Origin of the sequence: Providencia sp. PROV130, assembly GCF_028482225.1 — a bacterium.
Lineage (GTDB): Bacteria > Pseudomonadota > Gammaproteobacteria > Enterobacterales > Enterobacteriaceae > Providencia > Providencia rettgeri.
Genome location: NZ_JAMPQC010000003.1, coordinates 214,598 through 230,868 on the forward strand (window position 1 = coordinate 214,598; position 16,271 = coordinate 230,868).

At 42.2% G+C, this 16,271-nt stretch carries 20 protein-coding genes; 14 read left to right on the top strand and 6 right to left on the bottom strand.

All coding sequences use genetic code 11. The features are described 5' to 3' along the window. The first annotated feature begins 15 nt into the window (after nucleotides 1-15). The 8 genes from cheW (at nucleotide 16) to PSF28_RS02140 (ending at nucleotide 7,527) form a co-directional block, all read left to right on the top strand. A complete protein-coding gene (gene cheW, locus PSF28_RS02105; RefSeq protein ID WP_004909833.1) occupies nucleotides 16-513 on the top strand; it encodes a chemotaxis protein CheW in 498 nt (165 codons plus the stop codon). Nucleotides 514-617: 104 nt separating this feature from the next. Then, entirely contained in the window at nucleotides 618-2,303 is a 1,686-nt protein-coding gene (locus PSF28_RS02110; RefSeq protein ID WP_272684556.1) for a methyl-accepting chemotaxis protein, read from the top strand. 116 nt (nucleotides 2,304-2,419) lie between these two features. Next, nucleotides 2,420-3,988 carry a methyl-accepting chemotaxis protein gene (locus PSF28_RS02115; RefSeq protein WP_210837445.1) on the top strand — a complete coding sequence of 523 codons (1,569 nt, stop codon included), beginning with the start codon at nucleotides 2,420-2,422 and terminating at the stop codon, nucleotides 3,986-3,988. 133 nt (nucleotides 3,989-4,121) lie between these two features. After that, nucleotides 4,122-4,958, top strand: a complete 837-nt coding sequence (locus tag PSF28_RS02120) for a CheR family methyltransferase (protein ID WP_210837457.1) — start codon at nucleotides 4,122-4,124, stop codon at nucleotides 4,956-4,958. After that, nucleotides 4,958-6,025 (top strand): protein-glutamate methylesterase/protein-glutamine glutaminase, encoded by a 1,068-nt coding sequence (locus PSF28_RS02125; protein ID WP_210837443.1) that lies wholly within the window; start codon nucleotides 4,958-4,960, stop codon nucleotides 6,023-6,025. Before PSF28_RS02120 ends, PSF28_RS02125 begins: the two co-directional genes overlap by 1 nt. 41 nt (nucleotides 6,026-6,066) lie before the next feature. After that, a complete protein-coding gene (cheY, locus tag PSF28_RS02130) occupies nucleotides 6,067-6,459 on the top strand; it encodes a chemotaxis response regulator CheY (protein WP_004255705.1) in 393 nt (130 codons plus the stop codon). Nucleotides 6,460-6,483: 24 nt separating this feature from the next. Beyond that, on the top strand, nucleotides 6,484-7,122 hold the full coding sequence (locus PSF28_RS02135; RefSeq protein ID WP_210837441.1) for a protein phosphatase CheZ: 639 nt from the start codon (nucleotides 6,484-6,486) through the stop codon (nucleotides 7,120-7,122). An 87-nt stretch (nucleotides 7,123-7,209) separates the two neighbouring features. Further along, nucleotides 7,210-7,527, top strand: a complete 318-nt coding sequence (locus tag PSF28_RS02140) for a helix-turn-helix transcriptional regulator (RefSeq protein WP_247605343.1) — start codon at nucleotides 7,210-7,212, stop codon at nucleotides 7,525-7,527. A gap of 51 nt (nucleotides 7,528-7,578) precedes the next feature. On the opposite strand, the gene PSF28_RS02145 is transcribed toward PSF28_RS02140, so the two are convergent. Genes PSF28_RS02145 through PSF28_RS02155 form a run of 3 tightly spaced genes read right to left on the bottom strand, consistent with a single transcriptional unit; the run spans nucleotide 7,579 to nucleotide 8,699 of the window. Continuing rightward, a complete protein-coding gene (locus tag PSF28_RS02145; RefSeq protein WP_210837439.1) occupies nucleotides 7,579-8,136 on the bottom strand; it encodes a hypothetical protein in 558 nt (185 codons plus the stop codon). A gap of 15 nt (nucleotides 8,137-8,151) precedes the next feature. Beyond that, nucleotides 8,152-8,460, bottom strand: coding sequence for a CcdB family protein (locus tag PSF28_RS02150; protein WP_210837437.1), 309 nt, complete (start codon nucleotides 8,458-8,460; stop codon nucleotides 8,152-8,154). Then, nucleotides 8,460-8,699 (bottom strand): type II toxin-antitoxin system CcdA family antitoxin, encoded by a 240-nt coding sequence (locus PSF28_RS02155; RefSeq protein WP_198641275.1) that lies wholly within the window; start codon nucleotides 8,697-8,699, stop codon nucleotides 8,460-8,462. Before PSF28_RS02155 ends, PSF28_RS02150 begins: the two co-directional genes overlap by 1 nt. A 164-nt stretch (nucleotides 8,700-8,863) precedes the next feature. On the opposite strand from PSF28_RS02155, the gene flhB reads away from it, so the two are divergent. The 3 genes from flhB to PSF28_RS02170 all read left to right on the top strand — a co-directional run bounded on the left by flhB (nucleotide 8,864) and on the right by PSF28_RS02170 (nucleotide 12,617). Next, nucleotides 8,864-10,015 (top strand): flagellar biosynthesis protein FlhB, encoded by a 1,152-nt coding sequence (flhB, locus tag PSF28_RS02160; protein WP_210837435.1) that lies wholly within the window; start codon nucleotides 8,864-8,866, stop codon nucleotides 10,013-10,015. After that, a complete protein-coding gene (gene flhA, locus PSF28_RS02165; protein WP_272684557.1) occupies nucleotides 10,008-12,107 on the top strand; it encodes a flagellar biosynthesis protein FlhA in 2,100 nt (699 codons plus the stop codon). Before flhB ends, flhA begins: the two co-directional genes overlap by 8 nt. A gap of 189 nt (nucleotides 12,108-12,296) precedes the next feature. Beyond that, nucleotides 12,297-12,617: a helix-turn-helix domain-containing protein gene (locus tag PSF28_RS02170; protein WP_210837433.1), complete on the top strand. Its 321-nt coding sequence runs from the start codon at nucleotides 12,297-12,299 to the stop codon at nucleotides 12,615-12,617. Nucleotides 12,618-12,663: 46 nt separating this feature from the next. Here the strand turns inward: PSF28_RS02170 and PSF28_RS02175 are convergent, their stop codons facing one another. The 3 genes from PSF28_RS02175 to flgA all read right to left on the bottom strand — a co-directional run bounded on the left by PSF28_RS02175 (nucleotide 12,664) and on the right by flgA (nucleotide 14,353). Continuing rightward, nucleotides 12,664-13,104 (bottom strand): flagella synthesis protein FlgN, encoded by a 441-nt coding sequence (locus tag PSF28_RS02175; protein WP_336298956.1) that lies wholly within the window; start codon nucleotides 13,102-13,104, stop codon nucleotides 12,664-12,666. 11 nt (nucleotides 13,105-13,115) lie between these two features. Continuing rightward, nucleotides 13,116-13,418 carry a flagellar biosynthesis anti-sigma factor FlgM gene (flgM, locus tag PSF28_RS02180; protein WP_210837431.1) on the bottom strand — a complete coding sequence of 101 codons (303 nt, stop codon included), beginning with the start codon at nucleotides 13,416-13,418 and terminating at the stop codon, nucleotides 13,116-13,118. Nucleotides 13,419-13,684: 266 nt separating this feature from the next. Next, nucleotides 13,685-14,353 (bottom strand): flagellar basal body P-ring formation chaperone FlgA, encoded by a 669-nt coding sequence (flgA, locus tag PSF28_RS02185; protein ID WP_210837430.1) that lies wholly within the window; start codon nucleotides 14,351-14,353, stop codon nucleotides 13,685-13,687. Between the two features lie 204 nt (nucleotides 14,354-14,557). On the opposite strand from flgA, the gene flgB reads away from it, so the two are divergent. From flgB to PSF28_RS02200, 3 genes are read left to right on the top strand one after another with little or no spacing between them, the layout of a single operon-like run. Continuing rightward, complete coding sequence (gene flgB / locus PSF28_RS02190; protein WP_210837428.1) at nucleotides 14,558-14,971, top strand: flagellar basal body rod protein FlgB; 414 nt, start codon at nucleotides 14,558-14,560, stop codon at nucleotides 14,969-14,971. A 5-nt stretch (nucleotides 14,972-14,976) separates the two neighbouring features. Beyond that, nucleotides 14,977-15,381 (top strand): flagellar basal body rod protein FlgC, encoded by a 405-nt coding sequence (gene flgC / locus PSF28_RS02195; protein ID WP_004909868.1) that lies wholly within the window; start codon nucleotides 14,977-14,979, stop codon nucleotides 15,379-15,381. Between the two features lie 12 nt (nucleotides 15,382-15,393). After that, complete coding sequence (locus PSF28_RS02200) at nucleotides 15,394-16,251, top strand: flagellar hook assembly protein FlgD (protein ID WP_210837426.1); 858 nt, start codon at nucleotides 15,394-15,396, stop codon at nucleotides 16,249-16,251. Nucleotides 16,252-16,271 lie beyond the last annotated feature (20 nt).

A 16,271-nucleotide genomic window follows, 5' to 3' on the forward strand; every position in this document is an offset into this window, starting at 1 on the left:
TAGAGGCCATACACCATGTCTATGTTAGATGATGATTTAAATAAACACGAAGAAGAAAAAAACGGCGAAGGCTACCTCATTTTTACCTTGGGTGAAGAAGAGTATGGCATTGAGATCTTAAAAGTGCAGGAAATTCGTGGTTACGAACAAGTGACTCGTATCGCGAATACCCCTGATTTTATCAAAGGAGTGACTAACTTACGTGGGGTCATCATTCCGATTATTGATTTACGGGTGAAATTTTCCCATGAAAACGTGGTGTATAACGATAACACGGTCGTTATTGTCGTGAATTTAAAAGATCGCGTCGTCGGTATTGTCGTCGATGGCGTTTCGGATGTGCTGGTCTTGAATGAAGAACAAATTGCACCACCACCTGATTTTGCCGTTACATTATCAACTCAATATCTGACAGGGCTCGGAACATTAAACGACCGTATGTTGATTTTAGTCGATATCGAAAAATTATTAACAAGCGATGAAATGGCGCTGATTGACAGCATGGCTGAGTAATTCTCAGCCCCAATAATTGTTCAAATAATAATAAGTCATTAACTAAAGTTTTTGGTTGGATGACCGATATCCAAAATACAACAAAATTATGTTAGTAAAACGTCATGTACAGTCGAATTAAAATCGTATCGGGACTTTTGTCCGTCATTTTTATCTTTATTTTGCTGCAACTGGTATCCAGTGGGTTGATGTTTACCAAACTGGGCGATAACAGCGACAGCATCAGTTATTTGAATTCATTACAACGCCAAAGACAAGTCTTAACGGAAAGCTGGGTCAATTTGTTACAAGCTCGAGCTAACTTAAACCGCTCTATCAATGCCTATTTACTTGAAGGCCGTAAAATTCAAGACGATGCAACGACAGAAGATTTGATTAAAGCCGCTAAACGTAACTTTAAATCAGCGGATGATGCCTATGCGCGTTATAACACGCTAATGCAAAGTTCGGATTATGATAAGGCCAAATTTGAAAAACTATTTAGCACCTATGAAACCTATCGCGATGCGTTAATCAAGCTAGGCGAATTTGCTGAAAAAGGTGACCTTGAAGGTTTTTATGCACACAGAACCTCAGGGCACCAAATAAAATTTGAAGAACAATTTAATGCTTATTTTGCGGATATCTCATCGGATTTCCAATCTGAGGTCGTCAATGCCGATAATAACTATCGCCAATCATTATACATGTTGGTGACGTTATCGATTGTACTCGCGTTGATTGGGTTCTTTAGCTATCGCTATGTTCGTAAAGGCATTATTGAGCCACTCGGCGTGTTAATCGAGCGTATCAAAGTCTTTGCTTCAGGGGATTTAACACCGAATGTGACAACAATTGCCAAGAATGAAATTGGTGAGTTGGCCAATGGTGTTCAACATATGCAGCAGGAATTGATTAATACCGTTCGTGGTGTACTAGATGGTAGCGAAACTATTTACCAAGGTACAACCGAAATTGCAGCAGGTAACAATGACTTATCTGCACGAACTGAGCAGCAAGTCGCTTGCTTAGAAGAAACCTCAGCCAGTATGAGTGAACTAACTGCAACCGTAAAACAAAATACCGAATACGCCCACCAAGCGAGTGAATTTGCAAACCAAGCTTCAGTGATAGCAAAAGAGGGTGGCAAAGTGGTATCGAATGTGGTCAGTACCATGCTGAACATTGCCGATAGCTCACAGAAAATCTCTGATATTACTGCAGTTATCGATAGTATTGCTTTCCAAACTAACATCTTAGCGCTGAACGCAGCGGTTGAAGCTGCGCGAGCAGGCGAGCATGGTCGTGGTTTTGCTGTGGTGGCTGATGAAGTGCGTAATTTGGCACAACGCAGTGCTGATGCGGCTAAAGAGATTAAAACGTTAATTGAAGATTCAGTGTCAAGAACTGGGACAGGTGCTCGCCAAGCAGAAGATGCGGGCGAAACAATGACGAAAATTGTTGAGTCTGTCACACGTGTCACTGACATTATGACGCACATTGCAACCGCATCAGATGAGCAAAGTAAAGGAATTGCACAGGTCAGCATCGCTGTTGCAGAAATGGATAAGGTTACACAGCAAAATGCGTCGCTGGTTGAGCAATCTGCGGTTGCAGCCAATGTATTGGAAGAACAAGTGGCAAAACTGTCACAATTGATTTCAATCTTCCGTTTACCACCATTAAAACAAAGTGAAATACGCAATATTCAGCCGGCAGCAAGAACGGTTTCAAATATCGTTAAAACGCCGGATCTGACAAAACTGTCATCGAAAGAACATAAAGATGATGACAATTGGGAAACTTTCTAAGGGTTAAGCTCAGTTTTTCGCTGCAAGGCTTTGGTTTTGCAGCGTTTCTGTGCATTAGAAAACAAGGCAATGTTTCAGAGGTTCAGTTCTCTTAGCTGGCACAAGTGGGGATTTCTATGTTTGGTAAAAATATCCGGATTTCGGTGAGTTTGTATCTACTTCTCATTCTATTTTGTGGGATGCAGATTGTGTCTAGCGGGGTTTCTGTTGGGATTGTTGTAAGTGAATTAAAATCTTTAGAGCGTATTGATTTGGGGTCTGATAAGCGAGCGATGCTTGAGGAAACCAGTAAACACCTAATGCAAGCACGCAACAGCCTAACGCAAATTGCTTTGCTGCATAAAGTGGGTGGTAACGAACCGTTGATTGAAGAAACGAGAGTAACTTTTGATAAATTACTCGAAGAAGCTGAGAAGGATTACACCACGTTTAAAAACCAGCCTCTTTTGAGTGAGAAAGAAAATCTCGCCGCTCTTGAGGCTCGGTATCAAGCCTTTGTATTGACACTCAAAGCATTAAAAACACATTTAGATAATAAAGATATTGCGGCCTATATTGAACTTCCTGCCCAAGAAAACCAGGATCAGTTGGAGCAAGTTGTTGAGGAATACCTTGAATTACTGAATGCTGAAAACGATGAATCTCTTGCTGCAGCAAGAATGTATAACACGTTTGCGTGGAGTTCATTCGCTTCAGTGATTGTCATTATTCTTGCCGTTATTGCTTTTGTCCACTACTGGATGAAACGTAAAGTGATTAACCCACTGAAAAGTATGGGGGAGCACTTTGCATTAGTGGCTGATGGCAAACTCAATCAGAAAATTGAAGTTACTACTCGTGATGAAATTGGTGAAGTGTTTGGTAAGCTAAAAGACATGCAGGAGTCTTTAGCGACTTCAGTAACAGCGCTGCGTTCAAATACGGACCAAATGTACACGGGTATCCGTGAAATCGCATTAGGAAATAATAACTTATCTTCACGTACTGAACAGCAAGCGGCATCACTTGAAGAAACTGCGGCCAGTATGGAAGAATTAACAGCCACCGTTAAGCAGAATGCGGATAACGCACGCCAAGCCAGTGAACTTGCAGTTAGCGCATCGAAAACGGCAACGAAAGGTGGAGAGATCACCGAAGACGTGATTGACACCATGACCTCCATTTCCAATAGCTCACAAAAAATTAGCGCCATTATTAGTGTGATTGATGGCATCGCTTTCCAAACCAATATTTTAGCATTGAATGCTGCTGTTGAAGCCGCTCGAGCGGGTGAACAGGGGCGTGGTTTCTCTGTGGTTGCTGGTGAGGTTCGAGCGTTAGCTCAGCGTAGTGCGGAAGCGGCAAAAGAAATTAAAACCTTGATTGATGAATCTGTAGGTAGAGTTAGCCAAGGCTCTCAACTGGTTAATGAAGCAGGTGCAACCATGAGTGAACTTGTCGCAGCAGTTAACCAAGTTACTGAATTAATGGGTAATATTGCCTCTGCCTCCAATGAGCAAAGCCGTGGTATTGAGCAAGTCGCAACAGCAGTAAGCCAAATGGATTTAGTCACACAACAAAATGCGGCGTTAGTTGAACAATCTACTAGTGCGACGGCAGCACTAGAAGATCAAGCGAATAACTTAGTCGATACGGTTGCATTCTTTGAATTACCTGAAAGCCAATTAAATCGTAATCGGCGTTAAGTGTTGTGAAAACTCGTTTTTGAGTTTTCGGTGGATAATCGTAATTGGTTATTTTTTCTTAGGTTATCCATCCTAAAAGGCAGCCAAATAACTGGCTGCCTCTGGGTTTTTATTGAATAGGACGACAAGTACGATGCTTTTTGTACCACAGGTAGAACCACTGACTGATGATGAGTTTGGTCGGGTTTGTCGATTTATTCATAAAAAATCAGGCATTGTCCTCACCATGAATAAAAAAAATATGGTCTATAACCGGCTGTTAAAGCGGTTACGTGATTGTAATATCGACAATTTTTCCGATTATTTACGGATGTTAGAACGTGAGCCTCACCATGCAGAATGGCAAGCTTTCGTGAATGCTCTGACGACAAATTTAACCGCGTTTTTTCGTGAACCGCACCACTTTGTGACGCTAGCGGACTTTGTTCGCACACGTAAAAATAGCACGATTAATATTTGGTGCGCTGCATCTTCAACAGGAGAAGAGCCGTATTCGATAGCCATGACATTGAGTGATGTGCTTGGGCCAAACGCAATTAATGCCAAAGTCATTGCCAGTGATATTGACACGGAAGTGCTCGAAAAAGCGAAACAAGGCGTGTATCGCATAGAAGAGCTGAAGTCTTTAACGGCATTACAGAGACAACGCTATTTTATGAAAGGCGTTGGCGAGTTTGATGGCTATGCTCGAGTCAAGCCAGCATTACGCCAAATGATTGAATTTCGTTATTTAAATTTGAGTGATCATGATTGGCAAATGCAACATCGGTTTGATGCGATTTTTTGTCGTAATGTCATGATTTATTTTGATAAAGAGATGCAGATAAAAATGCTAGAGCGTTTTGCTCCATTGCTTAAGCCAGATGGCTTGTTATTTATTGGGCATTCTGAAAATTTATCGCAGTTATCGCAAAGTTTCGTTATTAAAGGGCAAACCGTCTACAGCTTACAGGCTGCGAGGAGGGGGTAATGAAAAAAATTAAAGTGCTATGTGTGGATGACTCAGCACTGATGCGCCAATTAATGCGCGAAATTATTAATAGTCATGATGATATGGTCGTGGTTGATACCGCACCAGACCCTTATGTTGCTCGTGATTTAATTAAGCAATATGAGCCTGATGTAATCACTTTAGATGTGGAAATGCCACGAATGGATGGCATTGATTTTTTAGAGAAATTAATGCGATTACACCCAATGCCAGTGGTTATGGTTTCCACTTTAACCTCGAAAGGCTCTGAAGTAACGCTAAAAGCACTGGAACTTGGGGCTGTTGATTTTGTCACCAAACCACAGATTGGTATTCGTGAAACCATGATGAGTTATCGCGATATTATTGGTGAGAAAATACGTGCCGCTGCGATGTCTAAAATCACTCAGCGCAGCCGTTTTGCTCGTCCGGACAAAAAGGTCAGTGAACCAGTTTCTCAAGCCAAAGCGCTTTCTCCCTACGTTTGTAATAGCCGTGTGATTGCGGTTGGTGCATCGACAGGAGGAACAGAGGCGATACGTCAATTTCTGGAAATGTTGCCTCATGAATGCCCACCCGTCGTGATTACTCAGCATATGCCTGCGGGTTTTACACGTTCTTTTGCTGATCGCTTAAATAAGCTCTGTGTATTGACCGTAAAAGAAGCTGAACACAACGAGTTATTACAAAAAGGCCATGCATATATTGCACCAGGCGATTCGCATATGTTGATTGCCGATAAAGGCAAGGGATTTCAAGTTATTTTACAGCAAAGCGAACCTGTTAACCGGCACCGTCCTTCTGTCGATGTGTTGTTCGATTCAGTAGCTCAATGTGTTGGGCGAAAATGCATTGGTATTTTATTGACGGGAATGGGGATGGATGGAGCGAAAGGACTATTAAATTTACGTAAGCAGGGGGCAATCACTTACGCACAAAACGAAAGTAGTTGTGTGGTATTTGGTATGCCGCGTGCTGCTATTGAAATGGGGGCGGCGGATGAAGTGCAAGATATTCTCAAGATTGCCCCAAGTGTTTTAGCAAGACTTTCTTCTGTCACGGTTTAAACCGAGGCAGGAATTCACAATTGTATTTTGAAGGAGTGGTTATGGCCGCTAAAGATCTCAGTTTTTTGGTTGTTGATGATTTTTCTACAATGCGACGTATCGTCCGTAACTTATTAAAAGAGCTCGGATTTAACAAAATAGAAGAAGCGGAAGATGGTGTTGATGCATTAGAAAAAATTCGTACCGGCAGCATCGACTTTGTCGTTGCTGACTGGAATATGCCAAACATGGATGGCCTTGAGTTGCTTAAAACCATTCGTGGTGATGATGCATTGAAACATATCCCAGTACTCATGGTGACAGCAGAAGCGAAAAAAGAAAATATCATCGCAGCGGCGCAAGCTGGCGCGAGTGGTTATGTCGTTAAGCCATTTACAGCGGCTATCTTGGAAGAAAAACTGAATAAAGTTTTTGAAAAAATGGGTCTGCAATAACAGTGCGTGCCAAAGGAGATTTTCATGACTGAACAAGTGGGTATGGAAGGTATTCGCAACGGTAATGATGATTTAAAACAAGTCATTACACGCATTGGTACGCTAATGAGAACCCTGCGTGAAAGTATGCGCGAATTGGGCTTAGAAAAAAGCGTTCAACAAGCCGTGGCGAGTATTCCAGACGGAAAAGACAGACTGCGTTATATCGCACAAATGACGGCGCAAGCGGCAGAAAAAACCTTAAATGGCATTGATGTCATCAAACCACTGCAAGTGGAAATGAATAAAAATGCGCAGGTGCTGCAACAGCAGTGGCAAGAAACCGCTGGAGATACGGTTCCTGCACAATTGCGTGAGTCAACAGAAGCCTTTTTAGGGCAAGTGATCCAAGACAGCGAAACGACTAAAGCAGAGTTGTTGGAAATTATGATGGCGCAAGATTTCCAAGATTTAACAGGACAAGTCATCAAAAAAATGATGGAAGTGGTTGAAGAAGCTGAAAAACAACTGCTCGCATTATTAATGGAAAATACGCCACCTGAAATGCGTGCGAAAACGCAAAACGAAAGTTTGCTCAATGGCCCGCAAATTAATAAAGAAGGCGTTAATGTAATGGCATCACAGTCTCAAGTTGATGATTTACTTGATGAGCTAGGTTTCTAATTACCGACAAATTTTTTAATGAAACTACTCTAATTATATAGGGTTAGGGTAGTTTTATTGTACTTGCGTTACAAGGAAGGGATTGCAATGATAAATAACGATTTAATTTCTACTTTCGTGATTAAAGAACAAAAAGAACAAGCTGACATCGTTCAAGAAAATAACGGGGATGTTGATGAGTGCTCTTCAGAATTACAAATGAGGCAGGCGTTAATCAACCAACTTAAAAAAGCGCGTTTAGCCAATAACTTAACCCAAATACAAATTGCAGAAAAAATGCAAACTCAAAAGCAAAACGTGTCGCGTTTGGAAAAAGCGCAATTCGACCCGAAATTAGGCACATTATTAAAATATGCAGAAGCAGTTGGCTTGCGCCTTACTTTGGATTTACCTTCTAAACCTTGAATTATATAGTGTATAGGTAAACCTATACATATTCAGGTGAGCATTTAATCGCTAATCATGTTGATAGACTGTGATGATCTTACTGCCAAGTATTTGTGCAAATAGCTCAATAAAATCATCGCGGACATCCCAATTATGAAAACTAAAACCTAAATTACCGAATGCCCATTGCGGATCAAATTGCCACGCATTAAGTGGACCATGAAAATCGCAACAAAAACAAGCGAGGTTTTCTGGTTTTCCCTCATACCAATCGGATACCGTATCGCTCCATGCATGACTCTGTTCGCTTTGTTCACTGGCACATTGTGGGCAGTAAATACCGAGGCCATTGCCACCTGCGTGAAAAACCGTATGTTCAGTTACGATAGACAGGTAATTTTTTAGCATATCTTCCGGGAGTTGGGTCGGGACGATTTCATCATTAATGACGTATAAAATGGGTTCTTTGTGAGCGGGTGTAGGGCGATAAATGACTTCACCATATTCAACGCCTTGGAAATGTGGGTCAATGATGCTTTGTTCTTTTAGCCAGTCAAGCATGCGCTGGGCATGTTTGGGGGCATCCTCTAAGGAAATATCTGGGGCAACAAGGTGGCAAATATCCATAATAACCCTTTATTGTTAAAAGTCATTAATAAGTAAGTCGATTGCGTGTTTAATGGTGTCTCGTTGGCAACTTAAGTCACCGATTTCTTTCCCTAATAATGAATGAGGGACGCAAGCCATTTGATGAGTCATTAAAATGAAAAACTGCCCGTTGATTGATAATTGTGGATTTAAGCGTACAGGTAATGTTTTTTTAACAAGCCTGCTATCGAATAACGGGATGACTAAGCGAGTATTCAATATATCAATAATATTACTTTGAATATCCAGTAAATATGGGTATTTGACCGTATCTTCTCGATTTTGATAGAGGCAATATTGCATTAAAAATCCTTGTATTTATCTGAGAGTAATCCATATTCTTCATTGATCCTATTTAACTCATTAAACCCGTCAATATTTTCATTTTTCCATTTTTGCGCTTCGAGACGTTTTAATTCAGCTTGTAAGGCACAAGCGAGTATTGCAGATAAGTTGAGTTTGGCTTGCCTTGCTTGCTCATAAAGTTCAGGCGCGATAGTGACACTGACGGTTTTTTTCATTCTTTGAGCCGTTGTACTCATGGTACCCTCTTAATTACACGTGTTCAGGCATGTGTAATTAAGCATGCTTATTGCTCAATAGCCAAATAACCCCCTTGAACTACGTCTATTTTCCACCATTGATTTTTTTACACTCTGTCATGCTATAGCGATAACTCGTATTTTCATTAAATTTTGGAATCACGGTGTCCGACGAGAGTGATGTAGAAAAAACAGAAGAGCCCACCCCCCATAAAAAGCAAAAAGCCAAAGATGATGGGCAGATCGTTCGTTCAAAAGAACTTAGCTCGCTAATGATGATGTTAGCAGGCGTGAGCTTGCTATGGCTAAGTGGTGGACATCTGGCAGCACAACTTCGGCAAATAGCTCGTCAGGGCTTTATTTTTGATGGTCATTACTTACAAAACACAGGCTTGATGGTCAGCTACTTAGGACGTGTTGTCAGCGAGGCTTTATTTGCCTTATTACCCGTGATTGGCGGGTTAGCTTTGGTTGGCATTTCTGCGTCATCGTTAGTGGGTGGGCTCGTTTTTAATAGCAAGTTGATTAAATTTGATTTGAAAAAGTTAAATCCAATCAAAGGGCTAAAACGTATTTTTTCGATGAATGCGTTATCTGAGTTATTTAAAGCTATTTTGAAATCGTTATTTGTGGGGTTGGGGGCGTTTATTTTTCTTTGGCAAAGTTGGCCATCATTACTGCATTTAGTGATGGAATCACCCGTTACGGCGCTAAGTAATGCACTACAGAAAGTCATTTTTGCCGGATATTTAATTGTGTTTTTGCTTATTCCAATGGTGGCTTTTGATGTTTTCTATCAGTTTCGCTCCCATTTAAAGAAATTGCGCATGAGTCGTCAGGAAATTAAAGATGAATTCAAGCAGCAAGAAGGTGACCCGCAGATTAAAGCCAAAATTCGCCAACAACAGCGTGCGATTGCACGTAACCGAATGATGGCGGATGTCCCAAGTGCGGATGTGATCGTCACTAACCCGACACACTATGCGGTTGCCCTTAAATATGACGACAAAAAAATGGGGGCGCCAAAAGTATTAGCAAAAGGTGCGGGCGTATTGGCTCAGCGCATCAAAGAAATTGGTGAAGAGCACCGAATATTACAGTTAGAAGCACCGCCGCTTGCTCGTGCGCTATATCGCCATGCGGAGATAGGCCAAAGCATTCCTGTTGCATTATATGCTGCGGTTGCAGAAGTTTTAGCATGGGTTTACCAATTGCGCCGCTGGCGCCGTGAAGGTGGGCTCAGACCAAAAAAACCGAAAAATTTACCAGTGCCACCGACGCTGGATTTTGCTGGAGATAACAATCGCGATGGCTAATTTGGCTTCATTATTAAAATTGCCGAAAAATTTACAGGGAACGCAGTGGCAAATACTCGCTGGACCGGTTCTTATCTTATTGATTTTGTCGATGATGGTTTTGCCATTGCCGGCATTTTTATTGGATTTACTGTTTACCTTCAATATTGCACTTTCTATTATGGTGCTATTAGTGGCGATGTTCACTAAGCGCACATTAGACTTTGCTGCATTTCCAACTATTTTGCTATTTGCAACCTTATTGCGCCTTTCTTTGAATATCGCCTCGACGCGAATTATTTTGTTAGATGGCCATACAGGGCCAGATGCAGCTGGACGAGTTGTCGAAGCCTTTGGTCATTTTTTAGTGGGCGGTAACTTTGCCATCGGTATTGTGGTGTTCATTATTCTTGTACTGATTAACTTTATGGTTATCACTAAGGGAGCGGGGCGTATTGCGGAAGTGGGTGCTCGCTTTGTGTTAGATGGTATGCCGGGTAAGCAGATGGCCATCGATGCCGACTTGAACGCAGGTATCATTACGGATGATGAAGCGAAAAAACGCCGTGCGGAAGTGACTCAAGAAGCGGATTTTTACGGTTCAATGGATGGTGCGAGTAAGTTCGTGCGTGGGGATGCGATTGCGGGGATCATGATTATGGTGATCAACGTGGTAGGGGGGTTAATTATCGGTGTGGGTCAACACAATATGTCATTGGGTGAGGCGACAAGTGCGTATACCTTACTGACCATCGGTGATGGCCTTGTGGCGCAAATTCCTGCTTTGATTATTTCAACGGCTGCTGGGGTTATTGTCACCCGTGTGGCAACCGATGAAGATGTGGGTGAGCAGATGGTCACCCAGCTATTCAATAACCCGCGAGTGATGTGGTTGAGCGCAGGCGTTTTAGGCTTAATCGGTTTGATTCCGGGTATGCCTAACTTTGTATTCTTACTGTTTACTGCGGCACTGGCAGCCCTTGGTTGGTATTTAGTGCGTAAATCGCAACAGCCCGAAAGTGCCACGGGAGATAATAGCCAATCGCAGCATTTCCAAGAAGCAAATAAAGTGGTTGAAGCCACGTGGGATGACGTGCAACTAGAAGATTTGTTGGCGATGGAAGTGGGGTATCGGTTGATTCCCTTAGTCGATAATGACCAGCAAGGTGAATTATTAGGGCGGCTGCGTGGTTTACGTAAGAAATTTGCTCAAGAAGTGGGGTATTTACCACCTGTCGTACATATTTGCGATAACTTGGCGCTTTCTCCTTGTGAATACCGAATTCTGATCAAAGGTGCGGAAGTTGGGCGGGGAGAAGCACAGCCTGGTCGTAGTCTGGCTATTGACCCAGGTAATGCCGCTGGTTCGTTACAAGGCGATGTCACCAAGGAGCCTGCATTTGGTTTACCTGCAATTTGGATTGATGATGATTTACGTGAGCAAGCGCAAATACAAGGGTATACCGTGGTATCTGCGAGTACCGCAGTGGCAACTCATTTTAATCAAATTTTATTGCAAAACTCCAGCACCTTATTTGGCCGCCAAGAAGCACAAATGTTGTATGATCGTGTGAAAAAAGAGATGCCAAAATTGGCAGATGACCTGATCCCCGATACTATTTCGTTAACCATTTTGCACCGTGTGCTACAAAATTTATTAATGGAAGATGTGGTGATCCGCGATATGCGTACCATCATTGAAACCTTGGCTGAAATGGCAGGGGAAAACGGGGAAAATAAAGATACCGATTATTTAACATCGCAAGTGCGTATTGCACTAGGTCGTGCAATTACTCAACAGTGGTTTGGTAACTCAGAAGAAATTCAAGTTATCGGTTTAGAAGCGAGTCTTGAACAGATCTTACTGCAAGCCGCTAAGAATGGCGGTGGTTTAGAGCCGAATTTGGCGCAGTTTATTCAAACTCAAGCGGAGCAAGCCGTGGCACACCAAGAGGCGATGGGAGCCCCAACGGTATTATTAGTTAACCATGGCTTACGCCTAATTTTGTCGCGTTTCTTGCGGCGCAGCCTGCCACAGCTAGTGGTCATGTCGAATTTAGAAATGACTGACCACCGTAAGATCAGAATGACGTCGATGATTAGTGGTAGTTAATTCTATCGGTATTATTTGCCATTTAGCTACAGTATTAAAAAGAGGAAAATTGCCAATAGGATACGGTAATTTTCCTCTTTTTTATTCCAAGAATTTGCTTTATTAGCATATTTTCTTCCTTAACCATGATAATTTTTACCATAGTAAAATTATAGTGAGCTGAAGCTAACCTGTTGGTGGGGATTCATTATGAATAATAAAATAAATGAATTACTGAAATTTGCTCAAGAAATGGAAGCAATTGGTGTTGCTGATGGCACAGTGGCTCGCCGTATCGAGGCACGGATAAAAGCACAAGAACTTAAGAAAAAATTTACCAACCCTAAGCCTATGACAGGAGAGGACATTAAACGTATTCGTGAGCAAAATAATATTTCTCAATCTTCTCTCGTTTTGATATTAAATATGGCCAAGGAAAGTGTTTCTAAATGGGAAAGAGGGGAGATTAAACCAAATGGTGCAGCATCAAGGCTACTCACATTGATTGATGAAAAGGTGCTTATTATCTAATGCATACAAGGATAATCCTTTGTAGTTTTATAAAATAAAACACACCTTAAATCGAAATTTTCTTACCTAAAGCAGGGCGTTTTGACTCTAAACCATCAGCACCATAAGTGGACTGGTTATTATGCTTTTTCACAAAGTTTAGGCGCTGGGCGTTGAGCTCAATATGTAATTGTAGCATTTGATGATTACGATAATTCAGCTCTTTTAGGTCGGTGGTTAAGGTTTTAATGGCTTCCCATACCCCCGCTAGCGCATCATTGCCTTCATAAGGTGCACTGACTTCAGCTTGTGCTTCTAACGCTAGGCGGTTTGTTTCACCATGGCCAATCGCGGCAACCAGAAACCGCTTTTGTTCAGTGGTTTCCTGAAAAAGCGAAGGTGGCACACGGTGATAACCTAATAATAACTCTTCATTTTTCATCACTATCTGTAATGATTGCAAGTGGGAGAGTTGTTGCTCGAGTAATATCAGTAATTCGTTAGTCATGATGGCTATTTTTATTTCATTGATAACATGCATTCATGGGCATCACGTAAAATGCCATCGGCAATTTTTCCAGCGTCCATTTTTAAGGTGCCATCTTTGATAGCTTGTTTGATTTGCTCAACTTTAGCACTGTTAATATCGCTAGCTTGAGGTTGCAATAATTTTTTTTGTAACTCACTTGGCGCAAAAGAACTTTCTTTAACGACTTCATTGCTGGACACTTTTTTGTCGCGCATCGGGGCAGCCGCATCTTGTGGGTCGCGGTTTGTCACCTGAGTTAGCGCAGAAATTGCAGATGTTTGCTCAATAGCCATAATGTATTTTCCTATTCCCGATTTTTGTCATATGTCAGTTATCGGCTTATATTGATGAATCTTTAGTGTCTATAGTGTTACAAAATATTGCATCATTCACCAGCTATACTCGTCATACTTCAAGTTGCAGCGTTGTTGACTGCGCTCAGCTAGCCGAATCACATACTCATGTATGCTCATCGGTCTATCTTCACTTGTCGCCTAGCTGCAACTCGAATTATTTAGAGTATATACTCGTATTACTTAGCATATCAGTGGGCTTATCTTTATTTTAATACCACTTGAACACTGCCATTTTCTAGCGCTTCCCCACTCACTACTTGCCCATTTAACAAGCGTACTCGGGTATTTTGGCCGGCTGTGGCATTATTAATGGCGCGGCCTTCATATTTCACTGAAAAATTATCACCATTGGCGAACACAAATACCGTTTGTCCCGCTTTTATTGCCCAAGGCTGTCTTATCATTGATTTTGTGAATGTTTGCCCTGCAGGAATATTACGCAGGGCTATCGCACCGCGTAGTGCGATTTTATCGGTGCTTGCACCTGCGGGGAGTTTATGTAATAAGCCCTTCTTGGTGCCGATATCGACAAATTGTATGGGTTCCCCTCTATTTATATTACGTGTAGCCACGTAATACTGACCTGTCACATTCACGGTAAGCTGAATAAACTGCTTTTTTTTACCACACTGTATCGGTAGGGAAACATTACCCATATTGCGCCCACCAACTGGGGGGGTGAGCTGGGGTTTTTCACAAGTCGGCCAACGCTCAATCGGCGTTTTAATTTCAATTGAAACTTGCTTGCCCTTACCATGAATTTGGCGAAAGTATTGGTTGATGTCTTGAGGTAACGACGCTTGAGAAAGCGTTGGAGTAAGCCCTAATAAGCTGATTACCAAGTATAATGGCAATTTTTTAGCGTAATACATCCCTTTTATCTCCCCAGCAAACAAACTTTTCACGATTGCAGTTTACGCAGCTCTGTAATAACGAATGAGCCAAATAGGTCAATTATTTTGCCTTTATCTCGCCATTAGAATTTTTCGTAGGCCGCTAAGATATGCAGGTCGAATTTTAATTTTTACTCGCGAACGTTCAAATCAGGGATCGCGTTATCTCCATTGAGGGCCACTATGATTGATAAATTAAACGCCACGTTTGCTTTCCAGCAACAGGCTTTGTCAATACGCGAAGCAAGGCAGACAGTATTAGCTTCAAACATTGCTAATGCCGACACACCCGGCTACCAAGCACGTGATATTGACTTTAATCGTCAACTTCAACAAGCCATGGATAAAGGTGTGGTAGGGGGAAAAGGTGTAACTCTTGCTGTCACTTCGAAAGGGCATATCGAAGGGCGAGGAGGCAAAGCCTCCAATATTGACCTGAAATATCGAGTTCCTTACCAAACCTCAATGGATGGTAATACGGTAGATATGGATATTGAACGTAGCCAATTCGCAGATAACACCCTGAAATATCAGGCCGACCTTACATTCATCAATAGCCGCGTCAAAAGTATGTTGGCTGTCTTACAGCAAGGGTAATCTTCATGGCTTTACTGAGTATTTTTGATATCTCTGCATCCGCATTGACCGCGCAATCTCAACGCTTGAATGTTAGTGCGAGCAATATGGCAAATGCAGAAAGTATTGCAGGGCCTGATGGCCAACCATACCGTGCAAAACAAGTGGTTTTTCAAATGGCACCACAAGGGCGCCATGAAGTAGGTGGTGTGCGTGTGAGCGAGTTGATAGAAGACCCTACGCCACCTCGTATGGAATATAAGCCCGGCCACCCGTCAGCGAATGAAAAAGGCTATGTGCAAATGCCAAATGTCGACATGGTCGGTGAAATGATCAACACCATTTCAGCTTCCCGTAGCTATCAAGCCAATTTAGAAGTGATGAATACAGCAAAAACCTTGCTGCAAAAGACACTCACAATAGGCCAGTAAGGGAGCGTTTTCATGGGAATTGCAGCCACAATGTACGACCCTTTGGATAATACGACCGCTGGTCCTGAGCCGTCTGCGAGTAATGTGCCAAAGAAAAGTCAAAGTGACGATATGCGTGACACTTTTTTAAAAATGATTGTCACGCAAATGCAAAACCAAGACCCAACCAAGCCAATGGAAAACACGGATTTAACCAGCCAATTGGCGCAAATAGCCACGCTTGAAAGCATGAATAAACTCAGCGATAGCGTGAGTGGTATTTCCCAGCAAATTGGTTCAGGTCAGTCATTACAAGCCACTCAGCTGGTTGGTAAGGGGGTGCTTATTCCGCGCAATGAAATCATCTTAGCACCGCTCAAGAAAGAGAGCACAGGTGAAGACAGCAATGTGACTAAGCCATCAAACCCGCTTCCAGATGAAGGCATCAGCCCAAATAGCCCTTCAACTTTTGGACTGAGTAATAAAGAGGCTATTGAAGGTGAAGAAGGTAGTGAAGAACCGCAATCTGAATATATTTCTTCGCCGTTTGGTTTCTTTTTACCGAAATTGGCAGACAAAGTTGAAATTACTATTCGTGATAAAAACCGAATGGTTGTGCGAACCATTACCTATGATACGGAAGTTAAACCCGATATCTATGATATGGCGTGGGATGGTCGTGATAACAACGGAAACTTAGTCACAGATACAACAGGAAAATATTACTTTGATGTGAAAGCCGTCAGTTCGGGGGCTGAAATCGAAGTCACCAAACTGGGGTATACCCGTGTTAACGGTGTGACTCCAGGGGCTGACGCACCATTACTTGATGTTGGCATTGGGCAAAGTGTCCCGCTGAGCAGCATTTTCAAAGTTTATCCATCTTCTTAATTTACCCCCAATACTCATGG